The following is a 25610-nucleotide window of genomic DNA, read 5'->3' as shown; positions in this document are numbered from 1 at the left end:
CCTAGCACATGGCAACTGCCGACCTCAATAAGCTGCAACAGATTCTGGCTAACGCCGAGGAAAACCAAGCTGTACTTGGCCAGATTCGTAAGAACATGGCCAAGGTGGCGGACCTGATTGCGGAAATCAATACGATGCTGGAACCCGGCTTCAAGCCCGCTACGAAGGAGCGTAAGCCCCGCGCGGCTTCTACAGGCACGGGCAAGCGCCCAGGCCGCCCACGCAAGTCGGAAGCAGCGGCTTAGTTTACGCCTCCCATAGAAAAACCTCGTACTGCTCTGGCCGTACGAGGTTTTTTCATGTTTGCACTGCAACGCAGCAGGAATATAAATGGCGCTAAGCGCCGCAATTTGACCGGATAAGCTGCGCGGCAAAATTAGTTTTGGAGAGTAAGTGAAAACTCTGCCGCAATTTCCCAGGCAGTACCTGAATGCCGGAATAGCGTGAGACCAGCTACCGGAAACGTAGCTGAATAAACCCGCGCGGCAAAAAGTTGCCGGAGCGTATTTATCTGATCAGCCGGCAGGTCGCGGGTAGCCAGGGTCATGTGCGGGGTAAACGGTTGTTTCTCCGGCGGAATTTCAACGCCTTTGTCTCGACACCATTTCGACAGGCGCGCATTAAATTCCTGCAGAATAATTTTCGTTTCAACCCGGACAAACAGCGTGCGGTTTTCAAACCAATCGAAGTTTCTGAGCGTCACGGCAAAATCTTTCTGCTGCGCCGCAAAAGCGCTGAGGACGGGGTACACCTCCTGGGCAAAGGTGGCGGGCCGGTGCAGCGGCGGCCAGAGCGTAATGTGCGGGCGTAACCGAATGGCATTGCGGCTCCCGGTCAGGTGGTGTACTTCCTGCTTGAGCGCCCACACCTGCCCCAGCACTGGCTCGGGCGGCACAATAGCCAATAAATACAGGACCGGTATTGGCATAGCAGCTTGTTACGTTGTAATGAAAAAAGAGAAAGGCCCGGTTGCCAACGTCCTGTTGCAAGGATAGTTGGGAACCGGGCCTTTCGGACGGCGGACTTTTGCCTTTTACAGCCCGTACTTACTGAGCAGGTACACCAAAGCCGCCATGCTGGCATTGCCGAGCTCCAGCTCCCGACGGTTTACTTTATCGAAGGTATCGGCGGCGGTGTGGTGGATGTCGAAGTAGCGTTGGGAGTCGCACTCGTAGCCAATCAGCACTTTGGCCTGGTCTTTCAGGGGGCCGATGTCCGTACCGCCATGGCCGGGGGCAATTTCGCCACTGCCGTAGGGTTGAAACAACGGCTGCCACTGCTGCAGCTGGCGCACGGTGGCTGCCGGCCCCTCAATGCCGAAGCCACGCGGGGTAAACCCTCCTCCATCCGACTCCATAGCGGCTAGGTGCTGCTCCCCGGCCGCTTTGGCCAGCTCGGCGTATTTCAGGCCGCCGCGGTTGCCATTCTCCTCGTTCATGAAGAGTACGGCGCGCACCGTGCGCTCGGGTCGCAGACCAGTGGCTTTCAGCAGGCGCAGCACTTCCATGCTTTGCACGCAGCCCGTGCCGTCGTCGTGGGCGCCCTGGGCCAGGTCCCAGGAGTCGAGGTGGCCACCTACGGTAATGATTTCGTTGGGGTATTTCGAGCCTTTGATTTCGCCTACCACATTGTAGCTTTTCACGTCGGGCAGCTCGCGGCAGCTCATTTCCAGCTCGAAGGTGAGCGTGGGGTTGGCTTTCAGCAGAGCACTTAGCTGGTCGGCGCCGTTGGTGCTGAGGGCGGCGGCGGGCACGCGGGTCACGCCGTCTTCGTAGCGCATGGTGCCCGTGTGCGGGAAGTCGTCGTGGGCCAGGGAGAGGCTGCGTACCAGCGCCCCAATGGCCCCGCGCTTGGCCGCTTCGGCGGCCCCACTGCGGCGCTGGTCGCCGGCTTCGCTGTAGGCCCGGCCCGTTTCGATATAGGTGGGGTTCATGGGCCGGTTGAAGAACACGATTTTGCCCTTCACCTGCTCGGCCGGCAAGGCGCGCAGCTCCTGTAGGCTCTGCACTTCCACCACCTGCGCCTTCAGCTTGCCGTTGGTGCCCACCGAGCCGCCCAGGGCGCACACATTAAAACTCACGGGCTTGCCCTTGCCGGGTTTGGCTTCGGCCTTTTCTTTGGCGCCCCGCTCCCAGTGCGGCACCATCACCTCCTGCAGGTATACCCGGTCGAGGCCCATTTTTTCCATCACCTGCTTGCCCCATTGTACGGCCTGCTCGGCCTGGGGCGAGCCGCTCAGGCGGCCGCCAATCTGCCCGGTGAGGTAGCGCAGGTTCTCGTAGCTCTGCCCGCGCAGCAGGGCTTCATCGTAGAGCTTGCGGATGTTGAGGGAGTCGGTTTTGGCGGTGCTGGACTGAGCGGCGGCGGGCAGCGCGAGGCCCGCCAGCAGCAGGCCAGCGGCCAGGGTAGCACGTAAAAATTGCATCAAAGGAGAAGTAAGAAAAGTAAAAGTCGTGGCCCTAAAGTAACCAGCCGAGGACAACTGTTGCACGTAAAAGGCAACCTGGCATACGCTTTAGGGCCTGCCCGCCCCATACCGCCGGGCTACAGCGCTGGGAGTTTGGGTGGTATCGGCGGGGAGGGTGACTTGCAGCAAGTAGTGGTACTCATCGTCGCCGATGGTGGGTACGGGGCGACGGGCCCCCAGAGCTTCGGCAGTTTCGAGAATGGTATTGGAGTGGCCAACCACCAGCACGGTACGCCCCCGGTAGTCACGCCGGATGCGGGCGGCCAGAGCGGGCAGCTGTTTGGCATCGTAGGGCAGAATCGGCTGTTTCTTTAGAACGGCCAGTGGCTCGGCCGTGGTGTAGGTGCGCGTGGTGTTCGTGGAGAAGATACCCGCGAGCGGCAGCTTGCCCAGCGTGTCGCGCAGGGCCTGGGCGCGCTGTTGGCCGGCGGGGGTCAGCGGCGGGTTGGAGAGGCCGGGCGCAAGTTCTTTTTCGGCGTGGCGCACGATGTACACCACGGTAGGCGAGGTGTGTGAGGTGGCGCAGCCGGCCAGCATCAGCAGACTCGCCAGCAAAGTCAGAACGTTCTTGGGTAGCATTCGGGGGCTATTTTAAGGTCAGGATTTGCTGGAGCTCCGCCTCGCTCACGGTCAGCAGGCCTACTTTGGGCAAGCGCTGGGTGAGGGTGCGCCAGTTGGGGTCCTGCTTGAAAATGGGACGCAGCAGCTTGAGGGCAGCCGGTACCTGCTGCTTGTTGGCCAGGCTGATGGCGTGCCAGTAGCGCATTTCCAGGTTGTCGGGGAAAAGCTTTTCGGCGGCTTCGTACTCGCGAATAGCGCCGGGCACGTCGTTTTTCTCTACGGCCAGGTCGCCGGCATTCATGTGCTCGTAGGCGCGGTGCAGCTGCAAAAGACGGCGCAGCTCCTTCAGAGGGTCGGCGGCATCGTCCACGCGAAGGTCGATGAGCCGGTCGTCCCAAGGCGCGGTGCTGGTCTGGGCACGTACCACCAGCAACGCCGCCGACTGCCGCCCCCGCACGTCGCCGCCCGCGGCCTGGGCCGCGTCGAGGGCCGCCAGCACCCGCTCGGGAAAGGGCAGCGCGGCGCCCTGCTCGTAGGCGCGGGCCATGGCGCCGGGCACTTCGTCGGTGAGCATCATATTGGCCTGTACCGAGAACTGCGCCCCGGTTTGCTGCCCGGCCATATCAATGCACTTGGCGCCGGTGTGCACGGCTACGTTGCCTTTGCTATCCACTACGGCTACCTGGCGCACGTCGCGGCCTTCGTCGGTGCGCAGCAGCTCATCCAGGGTTTGCTGGGCCGTTTTGCCGCTTTTCAGCAGCGCCAGTCCGCGCGGGCCGAAGGATTTGTTGGTGAACGACTGGGTGGCAATGGCCCCCACCCCGGCCTCGGCCCAGGATACGCTGGTGCCCACCGAAAACCAGTGGCTTTGCACGGCCACGGCCAGGTCGCCGGTTTTCGGGTCGCGGGCCACGATGGAAAAAGTGTGGGCCAGCGGGTCGGATTGGGTGTACACCTGGGCGGCCGCGGGCCAGAAAGCTGCTGGTCCGGTCAGCAAGGCCGCGGCCAGAACCCATCGAAAAAAGCGCATAAGCTTTACAGAGATAAATGTGCGGCGGGAAGATAAAGCCTTCGGCGGCACTTTCGGCCGGGGGCTTCATCTACATTTCACGCACGGGGTGCGTATGTTGCAAGGGTAGCCCGGCCGCTACCCGCCCACCCACCTAGCCTGTACCCCATGCACGTTCTGCTCGTCGAAGACGAAAAAAGCCTCCACAACGAAGTGCGCCAGTTTTTGCGCGAGGCCCAATACCTGGTCGATTCGGCCTACACCTACGCCGAGGCCTCGGAGAAAATCTACGTCAACAGCTACGACTTCGTGCTGCTGGACCTGGGCCTGCCCGACGGCGACGGGCTGCAGCTGCTGCGCGAAGCCCGCCAGAATGAGCGGCAGGAAGCGGCCTTCATCATCCTCACGGCCCGTGGTGCCCTCGACGACCGGATCCGGGGCCTCGACCTGGGCGCCGATGACTACCTGCCCAAGCCCTTTTCTTTGCTGGAGCTCACCAGCCGCATGCAGGCCATTGTGCGCCGCAAGTTCGGGCTCAAGCGCCAAGAGCTGACCTTCGGTCCCGGCTTCGTGCTCGATGCCACCGGGCGCACCCTGCGCTACCAGGAGCAGGAAATCAACCTAACCAAAAAGGAATTCGACCTGCTGCACTACTTGCTGCTGCACCGGGGCCGCGTGCTCACGCGCCTGCAGCTGGGGGAGCATCTGTGGGGCAACGTGCTGGAAGACGATTCCGACTCCAACTACATCGACGTGCACATCAAAAACCTGCGCAAAAAGCTGGCCCAGTACTCCCCCGCCGACTTCCTCGAAACCGTGCGCGGCATCGGCTACCGGGCCAAGAGTGAATGAGCGAATAGGTGAGTTCAGCCAGGTTGATGTGGAGACGCGACACTTCGCGTCTTGTCGTCCGAGCAGTTCCAACGATTACCGTTCAACGTGGAGACGTGAAGTGTCGCGTCTCTACATCGTGCGGGAAACTGTTGCGCTGGCGAAAAACCCGCTACTTTGCCGGCCCGGTCTGCCGGAGTCTTGCCCATCCTTTTTGCTTTTCCTGATGTACCGACTTTCCTTGCTCGGCAGTTTGCTGGGCCTGCTCCTGCTTGCGCAGCCCGTTGCCGCCCAGGCGCCTGCTTCGCCCGCCACTACTCCGCCCCTCGACCAGGCCGCCCTGGATGCCGTGGTCAACCGCACCCTCAAGGCCTTTGATGTGCCTGGCATAGCCGTGGCGGTGGTAAAGGACGGGCAGGTGGTGGTGGCCAAGGGCTACGGCGTCAGCTCCCTGGCTACCAAAGCGCCCATGGATGCCAACACGCTGTTCGGCATTGCCTCCAATACCAAGGCCTTTACGGCGGCGGCCCTGGGGCTGCTGGTGGAGGAAGGCAAGCTGCGCTGGGACGACAAGGTGACCGACCACATCCCGGAGTTCCGCATGTACGACCCCTACGTGACGGCCGAGTTTACGGTGCGCGACCTGCTCACGCACCGCAGCGGCCTGGGCCTGGGCGCCGGGGATTTGATGATGTTTCCCGACTCGGCCGACTTCACCATCAAGGACGTCATTCATAACCTGCGCTACTTCAAGCCAGTGTCGTCGTTTCGCAGCAAGTACGACTACGACAACAACCTCTACCTGGTAGCCGGCGAAATCGTAGCCCGCGTATCCGGGCAGCCCTGGACCGATTTCGTGGAAACGCGCCTGCTCAAGCCCCTGGGCATGAGCCGCAGCGCCACCCTCTACGCCCGCCTGCCCGACCGCACCAACGTTATCGACGGGCACGGGCCGGTGGAGGGCAAGGTGCAGGTAGTGCGCCGCGACCTGAACACGCTCATCGGGCCCGCCGGGGGCATGTACAGCAGCGTAAATGACTTGAGCAAGTGGGCCCTGATGCTGCTCGGCGGCCCTGGCGCCCCGGCTTCGCTGCTCAAGCCCACCACCCAGCGCGAGCTGTGGACGCCCCAGACGATTCTGCCCGTCAGCGCGGCGCCTTCGCCCTACAATACGCACTTCGCAGCTTACGGCCTGGGCTGGTTTCTGCGCGACGTGCGCGGCTACAAGGAAGTATCGCACACCGGTGGCGAGATTGGGATGGTAACAAAAGTGCTGCTGGTACCGGAACTGCGGCTGGGCATCATTGTGCTGACCAACCAGGAAAGCGGCGCGGCCTTCACCGCCGTCAGCAACCACATCGAAGACCACTACCTGGGCGTGCAGGGCCTGGACCGCGTGCAGGAAATGGCAGACCGCATGAGCAAGGCGCAGGGCGCCGACATGCTGGCTACTGCCGCCGTGTGGAAGCAGGTAGCCGCCGCCCAGAAAGCCGCCCCCAAGCGCCCCGACTACGCCCCGCTGGCCGGCCGCTACCACGATGCCTGGCTGGGCGACGTGACCCTCACGGCCCAGGGCCCCCAGCTGTGGCTGCGCTCCGTGCGCGCCCCGCGCCTGCTGGGCCAGGTGCTGCCCTACCGCGGCAATACCTACGTGGTGCGCTGGAAGGAGCGCAGCTTCAACGCCGATGCCTTTGCCTCCTTTACCTTCGACGAGCAGGGCCGGGCCACCGGCTTCAAGATGAAGCCCATTTCCCCGCTCACCGATTTCAGCTACGACTTCCAGGACCTGGATCTGCAGCGCGTGGAAGTTACCACGCAACCGTAGAAGTTTTGGATTGATTTCCTCCGTGCACTGTCCCGCTGAGCGAAGTCGAAGCAGCGCTACCTCTGGCAAATCAGACAGCGCTACAACGAAGCGGGAGCAATGCTTCGACTCCGCTCCACAGGACGGCCGGATGAAAAGCACTACCTCTTCACTTTCTCTTTCCCGTGCGCTTAGAAGCCAAGCTGGCCCTGTTCAATGCCCTGTCCAAGCTGCTGCTGGTGGTGCTGGGCGCCCTGGTGATTCCGCCCATTGTGGGGCGTGTGGCCAACTCCCACACCGACCAGCACCTGCACCAGAAAAAAGAGGAAATGCTGGCCCTTATCCGCCGCGACGGGCTGGTAGCCTTCGTGCGCGAAAAGCAGAGCGAAGCCTACGCCGACTACAACATCCTGAAGCAGGAGTACATTTCCATCACCCCCGAAACAACCACGGCCGCCGTACCCAACGAGCGGATTTTTGATGAGCCCCGCCAAGTGGAAAAGGAAATCGAGGATTTCCGGATTCTGAGCTACACTTTTCTGGGACCTGACCAGCGTACGTACCGCCTTGAAATAGGCAGCAGCCTGGCTACGGTGGAGCTGCTCACGGCCACCCTGCGCCGCATGGCCCTGTGGGTGCTGGTAGTAGGGGCCGCGCTTACCATTGGCACCGACGCGGTATTTGCCCATTACCTGCTGCGCCCCCTGCGCTACCTGATAACCCGAAAGCTACGCGGGGTACGTCATCCATCGGCTTTCACATTTGAGCCGGTTACGACATCCACCACCGACTTCCGGCGGCTCGACGACAGCTTGAACACCATGATGCGGGCCCTGGAATCGGCCTTTGCCAAGGAGCGCGAGTTTATGTCGAACGTCTCCCACGAGCTGCTCACCCCGGTGAGCGTGCTGCAGTCACGCTTCGAGAACATGCTGCAGGACGCCACGCTGCCTGAGGCCCACTCGCTCAAGATTGTGGAGTCGCAGCGGACGTTGTACCGACTGCGTAACACGGTAAAAACCCTGTTGCTGATTGCCAACATTGAAAATGCCCGCTACCTGCGCGACGAGGCCGTGCCCCTGGCCTCGGTGCTGGCCGAAGTAGCCGAAGAGCTGGACGACCGGCTGCAGCAGCGCGACATCAGCCTGACGGTGGACCTGCAGCCCGAGTACGTAGTGCCGCGGGCCAACCGCACCTTGCTTTTCACGCTGCTGCTCAACCTGCTCAGCAACGCCGTGAAGTACAACCGTACCGGTGGTAGCATTGCGGTGCTGGGGCGGCCCACGGCCAACGGGGGCTACGCGGTACGCGTGCAGGATACGGGGCCGGGCATTGCGCCCGAAAACCTGCCTCACTTGTTTGACCGGTTCCGGCGCTTTGCCGGCGGTACCGGGGCACCCGAGGGCTACGGCCTGGGGCTGCCCATTGCCCGCACCATTGCGGCTTTCCACGAAGCCACGCTCACCGTAGAATCAATGGTAGACCAGGGTACCACGTTTGTCCTGACGTTTGGTTCGGAAGAGCTATAAACCAGCTTCATGCTGATTTCATAGAGCCCCTTGCATATTCGGGCCTCTGGCCTTTTCCTGCCTCCCACCCGTGGCGCGTTTCCCCAAATCTTCTTTCCTGCTGCTGGCCCCGGCCCTGCTCCTGCTAGCACTGCTGGGGCTGGCCCTGAGCCTGGAATACGCCCGCCCCACGGCCGGGCATCTCCCGCGCCCCCTCGTGCGCCATATTCCCATGGTGCGCAAGCACCCGGGCCCGCTCCACCCCCGCAAGCACGTAGGTCGGCCGCATCACACCTCCTAACCACCGGCCCCGGGCCGGCAGTGTCAGGGGTTCACCACACCGTAGTCCTCGGGCTGAATGGGCCGGGCCGGCGGCAACGAAGCAGGCTCGGGGTGACCGGGCAGGTGCAGCTGCCACTGCTCCTCCAACTGCGCCAGGCCCCGATAGGCCGTCAGGTCGAACTGGCAGGGCACCACCGATACGAAGTTGTGCGCCAGCGCCCACTCATCGGTGTCTTCGCCCTGATCGTGGTTGACGAAGGCGCCGCGCAGCCAGTAGTAGGGGCGGTTATATGGGTCGTGGCGCAGGTCAAACTCTTCCTGCCACTTGGCCCGGGCCTGCCGGCAAAGGCGGATACCCGCAATGGGCGTGTCGGAAACCTTGGGAATATTCACGTTCAGGGCCACGCCCGCCGGAATGCCCTGGGCCAGCGCCTGCCGGGCTATGTGCTCTACCCACTCCTCGGTGTGGGCAAACCGGGCGTTGTGCCCATACTCACACAGCGAAAAGCCAATGGCCGGCAGCCCTTCAATAGCGGCTTCAATGGCAGCCGACATCGTACCCGAGTAGAGCACATTTACCGAGGAGTTGGAGCCGTGGTTGATACCGGATACCACCAGGTCGGGGCGCCGGTCTTTCAGGACGTGGTGCTTGGCCAGCTTCACGCAGTCGGCGGGAGTGCCGCTGCATTCGTAGGCCTCAATATCGGCAAAAATGGTGCTGCGGTCAAGGCGCAGCGGGTGGCCGATGGTGATGGCGTGGCCCATGCCCGACTGCGGGGAGTTAGGCGCTACCACCACCACTTCGCCCAGGCGGCGCATCACGCGCACCAGAGTAGCAATGCCGGGCGCCGTGATGCCGTCGTCGTTGGTTATCAGAATCAGGGGCTTAGCGGCGGAGTCAGGCATGAGCATCAGTAGGTAAGGCAAAAAAGACGAAGCAAAGGTAGAACGCAGGCAGGCCTGGTCCGCTACCCTGGTATCAACAACGTGCCAACCGGTGCGTATGTTGGGGCGTGAAATCTACCCTGACCTTCCTGGCCGCGGCGCTGGCGGTGGGCGCGCTGCTCATCGGCTGCGAAGAATCTGCCTCCCGCCGCCCTGCCTCCACGGCAACCCAGCCCGGCGTTGTCACGCCCCAGCAGATGCCGCCGACGCCTACCCCAGCCCCCGCCGCCCTGCCCCCCGCGCCCGACTCTCTGCACCTGCTGGCTCCCGGCCGGGTGGGTATGTTGCGCCTCAACATGCGGGAAAGTGTGCTGCGGGAGTTGGTTCCGGCCCACCTGCTGCGCCGCTCTACCCGGCAGCTGGAAGGCATCGATTACCCCGGGTATGAGCTGCAGGACCCCGAGCACCCCACGGCCCCGCCCCTGCTGCTGGAGCTGGTCGGCGACGAGGAAGAAGGCTACCGCCTCTGGCGCGTGCAGGTAACCAGCCCCCACTACCGCACGGCCGAGGGCGTGGGCGTGGGCTCCCCGGTTGGGTTGGCCCGCTCCCGCTACGGTATCAACACGGTGGAGCTGGCCGACGCCGGGCTGGTAGCCGTTTCCGACGAGGTGCGCATGTCCTGGCAGTTGGATGGCAAGGACCTGGACCGCGTGCCCCGACAGCCCCGCGACCTGCCCCCCGCCACGCCCATCCGCGGGGTATTACTTTTCCGCTAGGCTTGTGGGGCACGGCGCGGCATTCCGCCCTAAAACGTGTACTTTGGCCGCGCCGGCTTCCCACCTCGCTCTTCCCACCGTTCCGCCGGTCGTATTTCCCTATGAAATTCTTTTCCAACATCTACCGCTTACAGGATTTTGGGCTGTTGCTGCTGCGGGTAGGACTGGGCGTAATGTTCACCATCCACGGCTACCCCAAGCTCATCGGCGGTCCGGAAAACTGGACTTCACTGGGCGAAACCATGGGGACGCTGGGTATCCATTTCGCGCCGGCTTTCTGGGGCTTCCTGGCGGCCGTTGCGGAGGCCGTGGGCGGGCAGCTGCTGGCGCTGGGGTTGTTTTTCCGGGTGGCCTGCCTGCTCTTACTCTGCACCATGATCATGGCCACCATTAGCCACCTCAGCCAGGGCGAAGGGTTTTCCGGCTACTCCCACGCCCTCGAGTCGGCGTTTGTGTTTGCGGGGCTGCTCTTTGTGGGCCCCGGCCGCTACAGCCTCGACCAAGCCCTGTTTCCGGCACCCCGCCGCCGCTACTAGCCTATCCGGGTATTTTGCCCCGCTGTGCGCCGAAGCTCAATTTTTTCGGCGCTTTCCCTTCCACTATGTTTTCAGTATTACTTGCCGCCCTGCTGGCGGGCTCCCCGACTGCCACCGTTCCCTTTCCTCAACCAACTAGTTCCGTAGCAGCTGCTGACTGGCTTACACCTTTCGAGAAAGGCAATGGCAACACCACCGCTACTTACCAGGAGTGCATCGACTATTACCAGCGCCTGGATACCAGGTACGCGGAAGTAACCATGCGCCGGGCAGGCACCACTGACTCGGGCCGGCCCCTGCACGAAGTCGTTATTTCGGCCGACGGCCAGAATGACCCCGTGGGCACCCGGGCGGCCAAGCGCCAGGTGGTGCTTATTCAGAATGGTATTCACCCCGGCGAGCCAGAAGGTATTGATGCTTCCATGATGCTGGCCCGCGACCTGGTGCGGGAGCCGGCGCTGCGGCCCCTGCTCGACCACCTCACGGTCGTCATCATTCCTATTTACAACGTGGATGGGGCCCTGAACCGCAACTCCACTTCCCGCGCCAACCAGAACGGGCCGGAAAGCTTCGGTTTCCGGGGCAATGCCCGTAACCTCGACCTGAACCGCGACTACGTAAAGCAAGACTCGCGCAATGCGCAGTCGTTTGCCGACCTGATTCAGAAATGGCAGCCCGAGGTGTTCGTGGACACGCACACCTCCAACGGCGCCGACTACCAGTATACGATGACGCTCATTGCCACGCAGAAAGACAAGCTGCACCCGGCCTTGAGTGCCTACCTCACCGGCCGCCTGCTGCCCTCCCTCTACCAGGGCATGGAGCAGCGCCAATGGCCCCTGACGCCCTACGTAGACTTTGAGGGCCGCACCCCCGATGCCCGGGGCCTGCAGGGTTTTCTGGAAACCCCGCGCTATTCTTCCGGCTACGCGGCCCTGTTCAACACCATTGGGTTTATCACCGAAACCCATATGCTGAAGGCCTACCGGCCCCGCGTAAAAGCCACCTACGACTTTCTGTATCTGCTGCTCCAGCAGCTGCACCTGAGCGCGGAGGAGCTGGGCAAGGCCCGGGCCGAGGCCAACCGCCAGACTGCCGCCCAGCAAACCTTCCCGCTGGTGTGGCAGCTGGACACCACCCGCGCCGAGACCCTCCAGTTCCGCGGCTATGAGGGCCGCACCAAAGCCAGTGAGGTCAGCGGCCTGCCCCGCCTCTACTACGACCAGAAGGCCCCGTACACCAAACCGGTAAAGTACTTTAATACCTTCCGGCCCGCCGTGCAGGTGCAGGCCCCGCAAGCCTACGTGCTGCCCCAGGCCTGGGGGGAAGTAGCCGAGCGGCTGCGGCGCGGGGGCGTGCAACTGCGCCGCCTGTCGCGCGACACCACCCTTACAGCCGAAGTATATTACTTAGGCGACTTTGCCACCGTGCCCCGCCCCTACGAGGGCCACTACCTGCACAGCCGCCTACAGGTGCGCCAAGAGCAGCAGAAGCAGCGCTTTTACCGCGGCGACTACGTGGTGAGCCTCGACCAGCCCCACCGCCGGTTTGCCATCGAAACGCTGGAGCCCCAGGCCACCGACTCGTTTTTTGCCTGGGGCTTCTTCGACAGCGTGCTGCAGCAAAAAGAACACTTCTCCGACTACGTATTCGAAGATGTGGCCGCCGACCTGCTCCGCCGCGACCCTAAACTGCGCCAGCAGCTGGAGGAGCGGAAGAAAGCTGACCCGGCCTTCGCCAAAAGCGCCAGTGCCCAGTTGGAGTTTGTATATCGCCACTCGCCCTACTACGAGCCTTCCCACCTGCGCTACCCGGTGGTGCGCTGGCAGGGCGGCGCCCTGAACACGACGGGCGATTAAGCCGCCTGGCCCCCGCGCTTACCGGCGCCCGGCCTGCCGGACTTTGCCAGGCCGCTTTTCTTGTACCGGCCATTTCCGGTTGGCTTACCGGCCCGGTCAGACAACAACATCAAGGAAAGGCGCTACCTTGGCCAAACCAGCGCTATCCGGTATTGGACGCTCTTTCGCGTTGTTTAACCTGTACGTTTCTCCTTGCCCATGAAACCTGAAGCCCTCCTGGAAGTATACGATGCTGCGTATGCAGCTACTTACAACGAACGGTTTATACTGCCTTCGTACGCTCGAGAAACCGTAGAGGGCGAGTTGGCCGCCCTGCGCCCTTTGCTGGGAGAAGGAGCCCGCTGGCTCGATGTAGGCTGTGGCACGGGCTATATGCTCAGCCAGTTTCCCGGTGTACCCCGAGCGGGCCTCGACAAGTCGCCGGGGATGCTCGGCGAGGCCCAGCGCGCCAACCCCGACGCGCTGTTTCTGCAAGAAGGCGACTTTCGTGATGCCCACCCCGAATGGCGGGAGGCTTGGTCCCTGGTGTCCTGCATGTGGGGCGCCTACATCTACGTCGACTCCGTGGCGGAAGTCGAGCAGGTAGTGGCCAACCTCATTGCCTGGACCCAGCCCGGTGGGCACGTCTACCTGCCCGTCATCGATGGGGAGGACATGAGCCGGCCGATGCCCAAATACGAGGAGGTGGTTATCGGCTTTGGCGGGCTGACGCGGATGGTTGCCTCCGTATGGGACTGGCACGAGTACGAAACCGGGCAGCTGCACAAGCAGCTGATTTCCCCTCATCCTGACCACTTGCTGCGCCTCATGGCGCCCCACTTCGAGCACCTGGAGCTGCTGCGCTTTCCGGTTCCCGCTCCTGAATGGCCTTCGCGCAAGGCTATCCTAGCCAGCGGCCGACGGGCGCAGCCTAATCCAGCCCAACCGGCCACCATTACTTACCAGTCCATTCCTTCCTCGCCTTTTTTGCCGGCAGAGCTTACCCCCCAGGACCAGGCAGCCAAGCTACCTTACCAGGTGCTGATAGCCGAGCTGGCGCAGCGCTTCCGGCCGGCTCATTTGCTGCCGGCCCTGAAGCGGCGGCTGGGCATGTAGGCGGGCTTCAGAACCTTTTCCACGTTAGCGAAGCGCCACCCATTAGCCTTATGGTACTTGAACTCGACCACCTTTCCAAGCGCTACGGCGGCACCGAAGCCCTGCGTGACCTGACCCTGCACGTACCGGCGGGCAGCGTGTATGGCCTACTGGGGCCCAATGGCTCGGGTAAAACTACCACGCTGGGGTTGGCCCTGGGAGTGCTGAACCCCACGGCCGGCGCGGTACGGTGGTTTGGGCAGGCGCTGTCGGCGGCCAGTAAGCGCCGCGTGGGCGTGCTGCTCGAAACGCCCAATTTTTATCCCTACCTCTCGGCCCGCCAGAACCTGCAAGTGGTGGCTGAAGTAAAGCGTGCCCCAACCAGCCAGCTAGACGAAGTGCTCGAAACCGTTGGGCTGCGCAACCGCCAGCACGACGCTTTTCAGGGGTTTTCCCTGGGCATGAAGCAGCGCCTGGCTCTGGCTTCCACGCTCCTGGGCCAGCCCGAAGTACTGGTGCTGGATGAACCCACCAACGGCCTCGACCCGCAGGGCATTGCCGAGGTACGGACGCTGGTGCAACGCCTGGCCGCCGAGGGCAAAACCATCATTCTGGCCAGCCACCTGCTCGATGAGATAGAAAAAGTGTGCACCCACGTGGCGGTGCTGCAACGCGGACAGCTACGTGCCGCCGGGGCCGTGCGTGACATTCTCACCAGCGCCGACCGGGTAGTGCTGCGCCCCGGCCCCGCCAGTTCTCTGCAAGCTCTCCGCGAAGCCCTGGCCCAACTACCCTGGATATCGGATGTGCAGGCCGAAGCCGAAGGCCGGGTGAGTGTCGTCCTGGATTCGGCCCACGACCCGGCGGCCCTGAATGAGGCCCTTTTCCGGCAGGGCATCGTGCTGGCGGGGCTGGAACTCCGCCACCGCAGCCTGGAAAGTCAGTTCCTGGCTCTAACGAGCTAGCAGACCAACTCCCACACACCATTTCGGCTAAGGCACAGCTGCTGCCGTTTGTTCAGCCAGCAGGCCCGTCAGCTCTTCTGTTTTTCTCTTTCCCTTATGCTTTTCCGCGCTGAACTTCGCAAGCTCCTGCCCTACCGCACCGTCTGGATTCTGCTGGCACTTTATGCCGTGCTGCTGGCGGGCTTTGTGGGTATGAGCAGTGGTACCGTCATCAATGGGCAGGCCCTGGGCAATACGCTGTATGCGTTTCCAGGCGTGTGGGGCAAGCTCACGTACGTGGCCAGCTATTTCAACCTGCTGCTGGGGATTCTGCTCATCATTCTCATTGCCGACGAGTTTCAGTTCCGCACGTTTCGCCAGCAGGTGCTCAACGGAGCCTCCCGGGCCGAGCTGGTGCAAAGCAAGATGGGCGTGGCGCTGGGGCTGACGGGCTACGCCACGCTGGTGGTGCTAGGCGTGGGCTTATTCTTCGGCCTCACCCGCGGACCGGAGGCCGCCCCGGGTGCCATCACGGCCGAGCTGGGGGCCGTGGGGCTCTACGGGGTGCAGGCTTTGGGCTATCTGAGCCTGGCCGCGCTGCTGGCCTTTGCCCTGCGCAAAAGTGGTTTGGCCATCATTGCCTTTCTGCTGTATAGCTGGGTAGTCGAGCCCCTGGTACGGTCCCAGGTTCCGGACTCACTGGACCGCTATTTTCCGGGCAAGCTGCTCGGCAGCCTCACGCCTACCCCCGGGCAGGAGCTGCTGGATACCGTGGCCGGCCCCAGCGGCACTTTGCTTCCCACGCAGGCCCTGCCCTTTGCCCTGGCTTACATAGCCTTATTCTGGGGCCTGAGCTACCTGCTGCTACGCCGCGACTTATAAGCAACCGTTCTTAGACGAAAGAATTAATTCAAAAAGCATAAAAAGAGGGTTGCCCGCATAGGGCAACCCTCTTTTCGTATGGTTCAACAGGCTGTTCCTATCTGTAAGCGGCCAACCAAGCTTTGCCGTCGGCGTGCTACAAGTCGGCCCAGGCTTTAGCGAAGCACTAGGCCGGACGTAGCTTGCTGAGGATGGTGTGGCCCAGCTTGTCGCGCTTGGTGGTCAGGTACCGCTCGTTGTGCACGTTGGCTTCGATTTCGATGGGCACGGTTTCCACTATTTCAAGGCCGTAGCCGATGAGGCCGGTGCGCTTGCGGGGGTTGTTGGTGAGCAGCCGCATCTGGCTCACGCCCAGGTCGCGCAGGATCTGGGCTCCTACGCCGTAGTCACGCTCATCCATCTGGAAGCCCAGGTCCAGGTTGGCTTCCACCGTGTCGCGGCCCTGCTCCTGCAGCTGGTAGGCGCGCAGCTTGTTGAGCAGGCCAATGCCCCGGCCTTCCTGGTTCATGTACACCAGCACGCCGCGGCCTTCGCGCTCAATCTGCTCCATAGCCTGGTGCAGTTGGGGGCCACAGTCGCAGCGGCAGGAGCCGAAGATGTCGCCCGTCACGCAGGAGCTGTGCACGCGCACAAGCATCGGCTCGGGGCCCGAGATGTCGCCCTTCACCAGGGCCAGGTGCTGGGCGTTGGTCGACTGCTGGGTGTAGGCAACCAGGTCGAAGTCACCGTGCTCAGTGGGCAGCTTCACGGACAGCTCGCGCTGAATGAGGCTTTCCTTTTCGAGGCGGTATTTGATCAGGTCCTGTACCGAAATCAGCTTCAAGTCCCAGCGCTTGGCTACTTCGCGCAGCTCGGGGAGGCGGGCCATTTCGCCGTCTTCCTTGAGAATCTCCACCAGCACCCCGGCCGGCTCGAAGCCCGCCAGCCGCGCCAGGTCGATGGCGGCTTCGGTGTGGCCAGCGCGGCGCAGCACGCCTTCCTTGCGGGCTTTCAGCGGGAAAATGTGGCCGGGCTTGCCCAGCTCCTCGGGCTTGGTTTCGGGGTCGATAAGGGCCAGAATGGTTTTGCTGCGGTCGGAGGCCGAAATGCCGGTGGTCACGCCGTTTTTCAGCAGGTCGATGCTCACGGTGAAGGGCGTGGCGTGCAGGGCCGTGTTGCGGCCTACCATCAGCTCCAGGCCCAGCTCTTCGCAGCGCTGCTCGATGAGCGGGGCGCACACCAGGCCGCGGCCATGGGTGGCCATGAAGTTGATAACCTCGGGCGTGGCGCAGCGGGCCGCGCAAATAAAGTCGCCCTCGTTTTCGCGGTCCTCGTCGTCAACGACCACGACTACTTTGCCGGCCCGGATATCGGCAATGGCATCTTCAATAGAATCCAGCATGGAACTCGGATTTTACGGATTTTTTAAACGGATTCTACGGATGGTGTAGAACCGCGCGGCGCCCCGCTAAACGCCTGCTGCCGCTACAAACCGCATCGGCGCCGCGAAGTTACGAAATGGCGCACGGGTGACATGGGCGCCCTATATAATTCATTCCTTCGCGGCTTACTCCCGGGCCAGCTCGGTGGCGCGCACCTGGGCAGCCTGAATGCCGGCGGCCAGGGTTTCGGTGAGGTTTCCCGCCTGAAAGGCCCGGAGGGCAGCCTCCGTGGTCCCACCCTTCGACGCTACGTTGGCAATTAGCTCGGGCAGGCTTTTTTCGGAGTTGTTGAGCAGGTGGTAGGCGCCCAGCATGGTTTGCTTGACCAGCAGCGAAGCCACCGAATCGGAAAAGCCCAGCTGGCGCCCCGCGTCAATCATGGCCTGCACGATGTAGAAGAAGTAGGCCGGGCCGCTGCCGCTCACGGCCGTTACAGCGTCGAGCATGCTCTCATCTTCCAAAAACAAGGAGCGGCCGGTGGCGTTCAGCAGGTTCTCCACCTGGTGCAGGCGGAGCCGGTCGATTTCCGGGGCGGCCGAAAAACCAGTGATGCCCATGCCCAGCAGCGCGGGCGTGTTGGGCATGGCGCGCATCACGGCCTGGTGCCGGAGCTGGCGCTGCAGGCGGGCAATGGGAATACCGGCCATGATGGACAGCACCACCTGCTCGGGCTGCAGCACGTCCCGAAGCGACTCGGCCACCCGGCCAAAATCCTGGGGCTTCACGGCTACCAGCACCATGTCGTAGGTACCTACCTGAGCATCCAGCTCCCCGGTGGGCAGGCCGGGGTGGGCTTCGCGCAGGCGCTGGCAGTGGTCGGCGTGCCGGCCCAGCAGCAGCAAATCCTGGCGCTCCACCAGGTTGTAGTGGAGAAACGACTTGGCGAAGGCCAGGCCCATATTGCCGCAGCCCAGAATGGCTATTCGCAGGTTTTTCATGAAGCTCGAACTAGGATAAAGCAGCGGCCTATGTGCCCCTGCTGCGGCCGACAACATAAGCAGGAAACCGGAAAGCACCCTCCTTGCCCGTTCGGCCCCTACGATTTCCAAGCAGCAAGCTGCCGGAGCTGAACTGTATATTCATGCCCTGCTATAGTTTGGAAATACCAGCTACTTTTGAGCCGTACTGATTTCTCTTTCTTTCCCCTATGAAAAAACTTACCTACCTCGTGCTCGGCGGGGCCCTGCTGACTTCGGCCTGCGAACAGGCCCAGAAAACCAAGGAAACCTACGACAACCTGGCCAAGCTCAAGGACGCCGGCGAAAACATCGAAAACACCCTGGATGCAGCCAAGGCCCAACGCGAGGAGCGCGAAAAGCGCGGCGACACCCTTTCCCTGCCCTACAAAGAGCTGCAAACCTACCTGCCCACCAGCATCAGCGGCTTTACCGCCGGCAACCCTGAAGGCCAGTCGACGAAGATGGGCAGCATTGCTTTCTCAACGGCCAGCCGCGAGTTCACCAAGGACAGCGTGACCATCAAAACTGAGCTGATGGACTACAACGGCGCCCACGACCTGTACCAGGGCGCGGCAGCCATGTTTGCGCTGGGCATGGAAAGCGAAAACGACGAAGAACTGGTTAAATCCACCTCCCTGGGCATTGAGGGGGCTTCGGGCATGGAAAACTTCCACAAGAAAGATGGCCGGGCCGAACTCACGCTTACGCTGGGTGGGCGCTTCCTCGTGAAGATTGAAGCCGACAAGCAAAAAGACTTGGCGCTGGTTGAGTCCGTCGCCAAGCAGATTGCCCTGGACAAATTGGCTAAAATGTAAAGCTGGTTGACCAAGCCTAACAAAAAGCAGGGCGCAGATGGGTTTCCCATCTGCGCCCTGCTTTTTGGTGGCGTATTCCTGCACTGCCGTAACAGCCGGATTCTCCGCCGTTGAATGATAGATGAACGCTGTAGAGACGCATACTTGCGTCTTGTCGTTAGCTCCGTTGACAATCCGATTTCGGAAACTTCTTATCTGGCGCGTTTCGGCCGTTCAACGGCAAGACGCAAGTATGCGTCTCTACAGCGTTCGATTACGCCTGATAACTCACTTACCCCCCGCCTGCTGGAAGCGTTGGGTAGGCTGCCAGGTAGCGGGGCCGGCCCCGCGCAGGTAACGCCAAAGACCCACCAGCAGGGCGGCGTTCATGCTGTAGAAGTGCGTGATAAAGCGCAGCAGGCGGGCATGACGGTTGCCGCGGCGCAGGCCCGCGTCGAGCAGGAGCAGGAGCGGCAGCCCTACCTGGCCCAGCAGTAGTAACTGGTAAAACCAGCCCGCCCCGCGCAGCACCAGCGCCGCGCTGGCAAGCAACATCAGCAACAACAGCAGCGGCGTGAGCCAGCGCAGCACCTTGTGCGACCAGAAAGCATAGCTCAGCCCCCGCCACGGCGGCCAGAGCAGCTGCCAGAACTCGCGCAGGTTCTGGAAGTTGCCGGTGGAAATGCGGGCCTTGCGCCGGAATTCCTCCGGTAGTCGGTCCGACACATCTTCGTAGCACACCGCGTCCAGCTCGTTGAGGGCCTGGTATCCGTCGCGCAGCACAGCCATGGAGGTGTAGAAGTCATCTACCAGAAACGAGGCTGGGGCAGCGTGAAAGCACCTGCGGCGCACTGCAAAGCAGCCCCCGAAGGCGCCAATCATAGCGCCCCACACCACGCCTTCCTGGTATTTGATAAGGTTTTCGCGCTCCAGGTACGCTTTTTCCTGGCCCGATATGCCTTCCTGCCGGTGCTCGGGGTTCAGGATATTGCCGCCTACCAAACCTACCTGCGGTGCCCGGAAGTGCTTTACTAGCTGGTAAATGGTATCGGGCACGAAGAACACGTTGGCATCCGTAAGCACCAGCACCGGCGCGGTGGTTTCCTGGGCCAGCGCCTCGATGATGCCCGGCTTGCCGGTGCGCTGCCCAAACACGCGCAGGCGCATGCCGGGGTATTGGGCCTGCAGTCTTTCCACCAGCGCGTGGGTGCGGTCCGTGGAGTTATCGGAGCCGATGTGCAGGGTGAGCTTATCGAGTGGGTAGGTAGAGGCGAAGGTGGAGCGGATTTTCTCTTCGATAACCTGCTCCTCGTTGTGGGCAGCCAGTAGGATGTCCACCTGGGGCAGCTCCTCGTCGTGGGGCGTGTACACCTGCACGTTGTGGTGCCGGCCCCGGGCCCGCCAGCTCAGCAGCAGCGGAAACAGCACGTAGGTATGGGCCACCAGCAGCAGGGCCAGCCAGAAGGCACCGATAAGCACCGCGTCTAGCATGAAACCGGCCGCTGGGCGGCTACTTGCTGGTACAGCTGCTCAAACCGCGCTACCACCCGGCGGTTGTCGTACAGCTCGGCCGCGGCCTGGGCCGCCCGGGCGCCAATGCCGGCCACATCGAGGCGGCCGTGGTAGTAGTCTTCCAGCAGGCGCACCCATTCCTCGGGGTCGTCGGCCAGCAGGATGTCGTGGCCGGGGCGGCAGTGGATGCCCTCGGCCCCCAGGGCCGTGCTCAGGATGCCTTTTCCTAGGGCCATACCCTCAATAATCTTCACCCGCATGCCCCCACCCGAAAGCAGCGGCACCAGCATCAGCTCATAGGCCCGCATAAAGTCGGCCGCCGACTCCACGAAGCCGTGCATGGTCACGCCGGGCAGGCGCAGCTGACGCAGGCGCTCAGGCATGCCGGTGCCCGCTACGTGCAGCTCCAGCTCGGGCAGGCGCTCCGTCAGGCGGGGCCACACGTGGGTTAGAAACCAATCGAGGCCTTCGAGGTTGGGCAGCCAGTTCAGGGAGCCAATCATGCACAACGTGCGCGGCTGGGGCAGCACGGCGGGCTCGGGCTGAAAGCGGGTTAGGTCGACGCCGGCGGGTACGAACGCCACCGGCTCCGGGCAGCCTACGGCCCGCAGACGCTGCTGGTCGGGCTCGGTGATGGCTGCTACAGCCGTGAAGCGCGGAAGGTAGCGGTGCTCGAAGGTACGCAGGCCGCGGGCCAGGTGGTGCAGGTACCACTTTTTCAGTGGGTTTCGCTCCCGCCCGGCCAGCATTTCCCAGATATTGTATTCCAGGTTGTGGGCCCGGAGCACCACCGGTACCTGCGGGGCAGCCTGGCGCACCACGTCCACGTACCAGGCCACGAAGGTGCCCTCAATCTGCACTACGTCGAAGGATTCCGTGGTGAGCAGCTCGCGCAGCTTCTCCGTGAGGGCCGGGCTGATGAACCGCTCCACGTTGTAGGGCACTTTGCCCACTGCCAAGTTGCGCAGGGCTTTCCAGGGCGAAAGGCGCGTATCTACGTCCACGGTGACGAGGCACACCGCGGGCAAGTGGCTGAGAGCAGTAGCCGGCTGACGGTGCTTGGGCGTGTTAGCGGCCAGCACCGTAACCTCGTGACCGGCCTGAGAAAGGCCCGCGGCCACGTCGTACATGGCAATGGCGCCCCCATCGTGGGGCGGAAACGGGACGCGCGGACAGAGCTGCAGGATACGCACGGGGCAAAGGTAAGGGGCCGGCAAAGCTAGCAGATATGCGGCAACGGTCGACTTTTGCTAGTTGCCACACCAGAATCAACAGGCTGCCCGTTACCAGTCCGTCACACCCTTGTATCCCATCAAACGGTATGCGGCCTGTTACTACCCTCCTGCTATTCGCGCTGCTGAGTTTTGCCGGTTGTGAACCGAAGTTCCGCCAGTGCCCTACCACGCACACCGACCCGATCAAGCAGCTGTACAATGATGTGCTGATTGAAATAATAGAAAAACAACTCGGACGTGGGTATCTCCCTGATGAAGATAGAAAATTTGTTTGGCGGCATTTTCAGGAAGTCTACGCCGGAAACTGGCCCAATGAGCCTTCTCATCATGATTCAGTCTGGCTACATAACCAGGAGGCTATTTTTCATAACCGGCTTTTCCAGGACTCTGCTCGGTTTAAAACCTATTATCTGAACACGTCATCCCAGAGTATCTATCAGATAGCCGATTTACCCAACCGTTTCTCTGCTTATGCACCGGGCAGTAGAATCGGCAATTGGATAAAAGCCATTGCTCCACAGCAGGAACAAGCTGCGTTAGATAGCCTCAATAGTGTACAGAATAGTATACAGCCAGATAATTTTCAGCTATGTACTGCCAGAATCCTCTCGTACGAAGAGCACCGTCCTTATCGCCCAGAGAAAGGAGTTGGAGTGCTTACGATTTCCAAAATCGTATTCAGTAAAACCCAAAACCAAGCCCTATTAGCTTATGGTTGGCATTGTGGTAGCAAGTGCGGTTACGGGGAGGTTTTGTTCGTTGAAAAATTAGGCGGGCGCTGGCACATCAAGCAAGCTATAGGAACCTGGATATCCTAAGGCCCTACGCCCGGAATTGCCCGATCAGCGTGTGAATTTGCTCCTCGGTGCCTAGCAAGAGCAGCACGTCACCCAGGGCAGGGCGGATGTCGGCGTTAGGGCTCACCAGCAGCTCGCCGGTGCTTTGCTTGAGGCCGATGACGGTGGCCCCGCTGCGGGAACGAATGTCCAGCTCCCGGATGCTGCGGCCCTGAAACTCGCTCCGGATTTCGTCGAAGCGCATTTCTTCCAGGCGCAGCTTGTCGGGACCGAGGCCCGAAATCATATCCAGGAAGCGGATAACCTCGGGGCGCACCACCAGGTTGGCCATGTGCGAGCCCCCGATTTCGTCGGGCATCACCACCGAGTCGGCGCCGGCGCGCAGGAGCTTGGCCTCGCTGGTTTTGAGGGAGGCGCGGGCAATGATTTTGATGTTGGGGTTCAGCTCCCGGGCCGTGAGAGCCACGAATACGTTGTCGGCATCCTTGGGCAGGGCCGTGATGAGGGCGCGGGCCCGGCTGATGCCCGCCGCGCGCAGGGTTTCGTCGGCGGTAGCGTCGCCAAACACGGCCGGAATGCCTTCCTGACTGGTTTCTGCGGCGGCTTTCAGCAACGACTCGTCCTGCTCCACAATGACTACCCGGGCCCCATTGGCCCGCAAATCGTGGTAGGCTTTGCTGCCGTTGCGCCCAAAGCCGCACACGATGATGTGGCCGGCGTAGCTTCGGATTTCCTGGTCGGTTTTAAACATCTTGAATAGGTTGCGCAGTTCGCCGTCGAAGATATAGGTTGTCAGCACCGATACGAGGTAGGCAATGACCAGCAGGTTGAAGAAAATGTAAACCGATACAAACGCCCGCCCTGCCGGCGAAAAAGGGTGTATTTCCCCAAAGCCCACCGTCGAAATGGTGGTCATCGTCATGTACACCGCATCGAGAAACCCGTAGTCCTCAATCAGCATAAAACCCACCACGCCGCTGGCCAGGCTGAACATCGACAGCGTCACTGCCAGTACAAATCGGCTCAGGTTAAAGCGCTTCCACATGTATCTACTGTGTGCTAGTGTGAAGAATGTGCTGAAGTGCTAATGACTGAAGGGTGAAGTTAGATAACGCCTGTCACGCAGAGGCAGAGCCGAAGCATGACGGGCTAAATTGGCTACCGATATCCGGCACCAGCCATTTCACAACTTCACCTTTACCCCACGTTGCGCGGAATAACGGTACCGAGGTGAGCGGCCAGCTCGTTGTCGAGGCGCTTGTAAAGCATGAGGGCTTCCAGAATTTTATCGACGACGGCCGGGTCGCGGGCATCGCGCAGCTCCTTTTGCAAGCTGTTCAGCTCCCGCTGCACAATCTCCTTTTTCAGGCGCAGGATGGCGTTGTCGCAGGCTTCCTGAATCAGATCCAGCTCCCGGGGCACGTAAATCTGGTGGGTGGTCCAGTTTGGGCTGAGCTCGTAGCGCTCCGTGGCCAGGTCGCCGATGAGGGCGCGGATATCGGAGCGGCTGTGCTGGATGAGGGTGCGCACTTCGGGCCAGCGGCCCTGCTCCATTTCCTGCTGGCACACGTGCAGCACGTCGGCGTAGATGGGCGTGCGCAAGGGTGTTTCCTCCAGCTGGGCCAGCAGGTATTGGGCCACCGCCACGTCCGGCGACAAGGGCTGGGCGGCGTAAAGCACCAGCAGGCGCACCAGTTCCCGCTCGCACTGCTGCAGCACATCGGGTACGGGCTCCAGGTCTTCCCGGGTTAGCGTCGTCAGGTCGCCGCCCCCGCCCATCAGGTCGTCCGGCGAGGCCCCGTACATGAGGGCTTCGGCTTCTTCCTCGGGGCTCAGCTGGCGAGGACTGGAGGCTGATTGGTTGCTGGCTCTTGGCTGAGCACTATTGCTTGCGGACCCGCCCGCCCCGCCACTGCTGCTCTGGCCGCCGGGGGCCTTCTGGCTGGCGTTGCGCACCAGCTTGTTGTACTCGGTGATGAGCACCTGCTCGTCGATGCCGAACGACTGGGACGTCTGCTGCAGGAACACCTGCCGCTTAATGGGGTCGGGCACCTTAGCAATGCTTTGCAGCACGTCCCGGATGGCCTCGGCCTTCTTCACTGGGTCGTGGGCGGCCTCGCGGCTTACCAGCTCGGTTTTGAACTGAATGAAGTCCTGGCTGGCCCCTTCCAGGTGCTCCCGGAAACGCTGGTCCCCGACTTTGCGAATATAGGAGTCGGGGTCGTCGCCATCGGGGAACAGCACTACGCGCACGTTCAGGCCGCCTTCCAGCAGCATGTCGATGCCCCGCAGCGAAGCTCGGATGCCGGCCGCGTCGCCGTCGTAGAGCACCGTCACGTTGTCGGTGTAGCGCTTGAGTAGGCGAATCTGCCCGTCGGTGAGGGAGGTCCCCGAGGAGGCTACCACGTTTTTGATGTCGCCCTGGTGCAGGCTCAGCACGTCGAGGTAGCCTTCTACCAGGTAGCACAGCTCCTCGCTGCGGATGGCCTGCCGCCCTTGGTAAAGGCCGTACAGCACATCGGACTTGTGGTAGATGTCCGACTCCGGCGAGTTCAAGTACTTGGCTGACTTATCGTTGGGCTTGAGCGTGCGCGCCCCAAAGCCAATGACGCGGCCCGACACGTTGTGAATCGGGAACATCACCCGGCCCCGGAACCGGTCGTAGCGGCGGCCCGTGTCCTGGCCCTGGTCGTCGTCGCGGCGGATGATGAGGCCGGTCTTTTCCAGGTATTTCTGCTCGAAGCCCGCCGCCGTGGCCGATTTCAGCAGGTCGTCCCACTGGTCGAGCGAGTAGCCCAGCTCGAACGTTTTGATGGTGGTCTGGTTGAGGCCGCGCTGGCGCAGGTAGCTCAGCCCAATACCCTGGCCTTCGTCGGTGTTGAGCAGGAGGCGGTGGTAGTGGTCCTTGGCCCAGTTCGAGACGATATACTGGGAGTCCTTATCGTTTTGGGCCAGCTGCTGCTCGGGGGTCTTTTCTTCCTCCTCTACATCGATGCCGTATTTCTTGGCCAGGTACTTCAGGGCCTCCACGTAGCTGGTGCCCTCAATATCCATGATGAACTGTACCACCCCGCCGGCCTTGCCGCACCCGAAGCACTTGTACAACCCCTTGGCCGGGGCCACCGAGAAGCTCGGCGACTTTTCGTGGTGAAACGGGCAGCAGGCCCACATGTTCTGCCCCTTGCGCTTGAGGCTCACAAAGTCGCCCACCACTTCCACGATGTCGGCGTGGTGGATAATCTGATCAACGGTTTCTTTCGGGATACGAGCCAAGGCAGTACGGGGCAACAGGGTAGCAGCAGAACGGAACCCCCAAAGGTAGGCAGGAACCGCGGCCGAGTGGCAGAGAAATAACCCGTTGTGCCGAGCAAGACCTGCTACCAAGCCTAACGTCATGCTGAGCAAAGCCGAAGCATCTTTACCGCTTCGGCTGAATTACCACTGCAAAGTCAGCCGAGCGAGACGCTTCGGCCT

At 62.1% G+C, this 25610-nt stretch carries 24 protein-coding genes; 13 read left to right on the top strand and 11 right to left on the bottom strand.

The window, feature by feature from the left end; all coding sequences use genetic code 11:
• The first annotated feature begins 8 nt into the window (after positions 1-8).
• Entirely contained in the window at positions 9-245 is a 237-nt protein-coding gene (locus HER32_RS19825) for a hypothetical protein (RefSeq protein ID WP_149071586.1), read from the top strand.
• 131 nt (positions 246-376) lie between these two features.
• Here the strand turns inward: HER32_RS19825 and HER32_RS19820 are convergent, their stop codons facing one another.
• The 4 genes from HER32_RS19820 to HER32_RS19805 all read right to left on the bottom strand — a co-directional run bounded on the left by HER32_RS19820 (position 377) and on the right by HER32_RS19805 (position 4058).
• Positions 377-928 carry a 2'-5' RNA ligase family protein gene (locus tag HER32_RS19820; protein WP_168683117.1) on the bottom strand — a complete coding sequence of 184 codons (552 nt, stop codon included), beginning with the start codon at positions 926-928 and terminating at the stop codon, positions 377-379.
• Positions 929-1033: 105 nt separating this feature from the next.
• Positions 1034-2425: a M28 family peptidase gene (locus tag HER32_RS19815; RefSeq protein ID WP_168683116.1), complete on the bottom strand. Its 1392-nt coding sequence runs from the start codon at positions 2423-2425 to the stop codon at positions 1034-1036.
• Positions 2426-2515: 90 nt separating this feature from the next.
• Positions 2516-3046: a histidine phosphatase family protein gene (locus tag HER32_RS19810; RefSeq protein ID WP_168683115.1), complete on the bottom strand. Its 531-nt coding sequence runs from the start codon at positions 3044-3046 to the stop codon at positions 2516-2518.
• A 7-nt stretch (positions 3047-3053) separates the two neighbouring features.
• Positions 3054-4058, bottom strand: a complete 1005-nt coding sequence (locus HER32_RS19805; RefSeq protein ID WP_168683114.1) for a DUF1028 domain-containing protein — start codon at positions 4056-4058, stop codon at positions 3054-3056.
• A gap of 147 nt (positions 4059-4205) precedes the next feature.
• Between HER32_RS19805 and HER32_RS19800 the strand changes: the two genes are divergently transcribed.
• From HER32_RS19800 to HER32_RS19785, 4 genes are all read left to right on the top strand, one after another.
• Positions 4206-4889, top strand: a complete 684-nt coding sequence (locus HER32_RS19800) for a response regulator transcription factor (RefSeq protein WP_168683113.1) — start codon at positions 4206-4208, stop codon at positions 4887-4889.
• Positions 4890-5094: 205 nt separating this feature from the next.
• A complete protein-coding gene (locus HER32_RS19795) occupies positions 5095-6693 on the top strand; it encodes a serine hydrolase (protein ID WP_168683112.1) in 1599 nt (532 codons plus the stop codon).
• A gap of 164 nt (positions 6694-6857) precedes the next feature.
• Entirely contained in the window at positions 6858-8201 is a 1344-nt protein-coding gene (locus HER32_RS19790; RefSeq protein WP_168683111.1) for a sensor histidine kinase, read from the top strand.
• A gap of 70 nt (positions 8202-8271) precedes the next feature.
• A complete protein-coding gene (locus tag HER32_RS19785; protein WP_168683110.1) occupies positions 8272-8481 on the top strand; it encodes a hypothetical protein in 210 nt (69 codons plus the stop codon).
• 23 nt (positions 8482-8504) lie between these two features.
• On the opposite strand, the gene surE is transcribed toward HER32_RS19785, so the two are convergent.
• Complete coding sequence (gene surE / locus HER32_RS19780) at positions 8505-9368, bottom strand: 5'/3'-nucleotidase SurE (protein ID WP_373281620.1); 864 nt, start codon at positions 9366-9368, stop codon at positions 8505-8507.
• 107 nt (positions 9369-9475) lie between these two features.
• Between surE and HER32_RS19775 the strand changes: the two genes are divergently transcribed.
• The 6 genes from HER32_RS19775 to HER32_RS19750 all read left to right on the top strand — a co-directional run bounded on the left by HER32_RS19775 (position 9476) and on the right by HER32_RS19750 (position 15418).
• Positions 9476-10123: a hypothetical protein gene (locus tag HER32_RS19775; protein ID WP_168683109.1), complete on the top strand. Its 648-nt coding sequence runs from the start codon at positions 9476-9478 to the stop codon at positions 10121-10123.
• 101 nt (positions 10124-10224) lie between these two features.
• Positions 10225-10659: a DoxX family protein gene (locus HER32_RS19770; protein ID WP_149071576.1), complete on the top strand. Its 435-nt coding sequence runs from the start codon at positions 10225-10227 to the stop codon at positions 10657-10659.
• Positions 10660-10724: 65 nt separating this feature from the next.
• Positions 10725-12518: a M14 family metallopeptidase gene (locus tag HER32_RS19765; RefSeq protein WP_168683108.1), complete on the top strand. Its 1794-nt coding sequence runs from the start codon at positions 10725-10727 to the stop codon at positions 12516-12518.
• Positions 12519-12716: 198 nt separating this feature from the next.
• A complete protein-coding gene (locus HER32_RS19760) occupies positions 12717-13613 on the top strand; it encodes a class I SAM-dependent methyltransferase (protein ID WP_168683107.1) in 897 nt (298 codons plus the stop codon).
• 50 nt (positions 13614-13663) lie between these two features.
• Positions 13664-14557 (top strand): ABC transporter ATP-binding protein, encoded by an 894-nt coding sequence (locus HER32_RS19755; RefSeq protein ID WP_149071573.1) that lies wholly within the window; start codon positions 13664-13666, stop codon positions 14555-14557.
• A 96-nt stretch (positions 14558-14653) separates the two neighbouring features.
• Positions 14654-15418, top strand: a complete 765-nt coding sequence (locus HER32_RS19750; RefSeq protein ID WP_168683106.1) for an ABC transporter permease — start codon at positions 14654-14656, stop codon at positions 15416-15418.
• A gap of 166 nt (positions 15419-15584) precedes the next feature.
• Here HER32_RS19750 and HER32_RS19745 read toward each other — a convergent pair whose 3' ends face one another.
• Positions 15585-16799: a bifunctional 3,4-dihydroxy-2-butanone-4-phosphate synthase/GTP cyclohydrolase II gene (locus tag HER32_RS19745; RefSeq protein WP_168683105.1), complete on the bottom strand. Its 1215-nt coding sequence runs from the start codon at positions 16797-16799 to the stop codon at positions 15585-15587.
• 165 nt (positions 16800-16964) lie between these two features.
• Positions 16965-17768 carry a pyrroline-5-carboxylate reductase gene (gene proC, locus HER32_RS19740; protein ID WP_168683338.1) on the bottom strand — a complete coding sequence of 268 codons (804 nt, stop codon included), beginning with the start codon at positions 17766-17768 and terminating at the stop codon, positions 16965-16967.
• A 218-nt stretch (positions 17769-17986) separates the two neighbouring features.
• Between proC and HER32_RS19735 the strand changes: the two genes are divergently transcribed.
• On the top strand, positions 17987-18613 hold the full coding sequence (locus HER32_RS19735) for a hypothetical protein (RefSeq protein ID WP_149071570.1): 627 nt from the start codon (positions 17987-17989) through the stop codon (positions 18611-18613).
• A gap of 267 nt (positions 18614-18880) precedes the next feature.
• On the opposite strand, the gene HER32_RS19730 is transcribed toward HER32_RS19735, so the two are convergent.
• On the bottom strand, positions 18881-20083 hold the full coding sequence (locus HER32_RS19730) for a glycosyltransferase (RefSeq protein ID WP_168683104.1): 1203 nt from the start codon (positions 20081-20083) through the stop codon (positions 18881-18883).
• Positions 20077-21297, bottom strand: coding sequence for a glycosyltransferase family 4 protein (locus HER32_RS19725; protein WP_168683103.1), 1221 nt, complete (start codon positions 21295-21297; stop codon positions 20077-20079). The genes HER32_RS19730 and HER32_RS19725 overlap by 7 nt, the downstream gene beginning before the upstream one ends.
• Before the next feature lie 128 nt (positions 21298-21425).
• Between HER32_RS19725 and HER32_RS19720 the strand changes: the two genes are divergently transcribed.
• On the top strand, positions 21426-22157 hold the full coding sequence (locus tag HER32_RS19720) for a hypothetical protein (protein ID WP_149071567.1): 732 nt from the start codon (positions 21426-21428) through the stop codon (positions 22155-22157).
• A 4-nt stretch (positions 22158-22161) separates the two neighbouring features.
• Here the strand turns inward: HER32_RS19720 and HER32_RS19715 are convergent, their stop codons facing one another.
• Positions 22162-23181, bottom strand: a complete 1020-nt coding sequence (locus tag HER32_RS19715; RefSeq protein ID WP_149071566.1) for a potassium channel family protein — start codon at positions 23179-23181, stop codon at positions 22162-22164.
• Between the two features lie 152 nt (positions 23182-23333).
• Complete coding sequence (gene dnaG, locus HER32_RS19710) at positions 23334-25424, bottom strand: DNA primase (protein WP_232066320.1); 2091 nt, start codon at positions 25422-25424, stop codon at positions 23334-23336.
• Positions 25425-25610 lie beyond the last annotated feature (186 nt).

This window comes from Hymenobacter sp. BT18 (genome assembly GCF_012273015.1).
GTDB classification, from domain to species: Bacteria; Bacteroidota; Bacteroidia; order Cytophagales; family Hymenobacteraceae; genus Hymenobacter; species Hymenobacter lutimineralis.
Note: the sequence above shows the minus strand (reverse complement) of the source record. Positions and strands in the feature narration are given on the sequence as shown.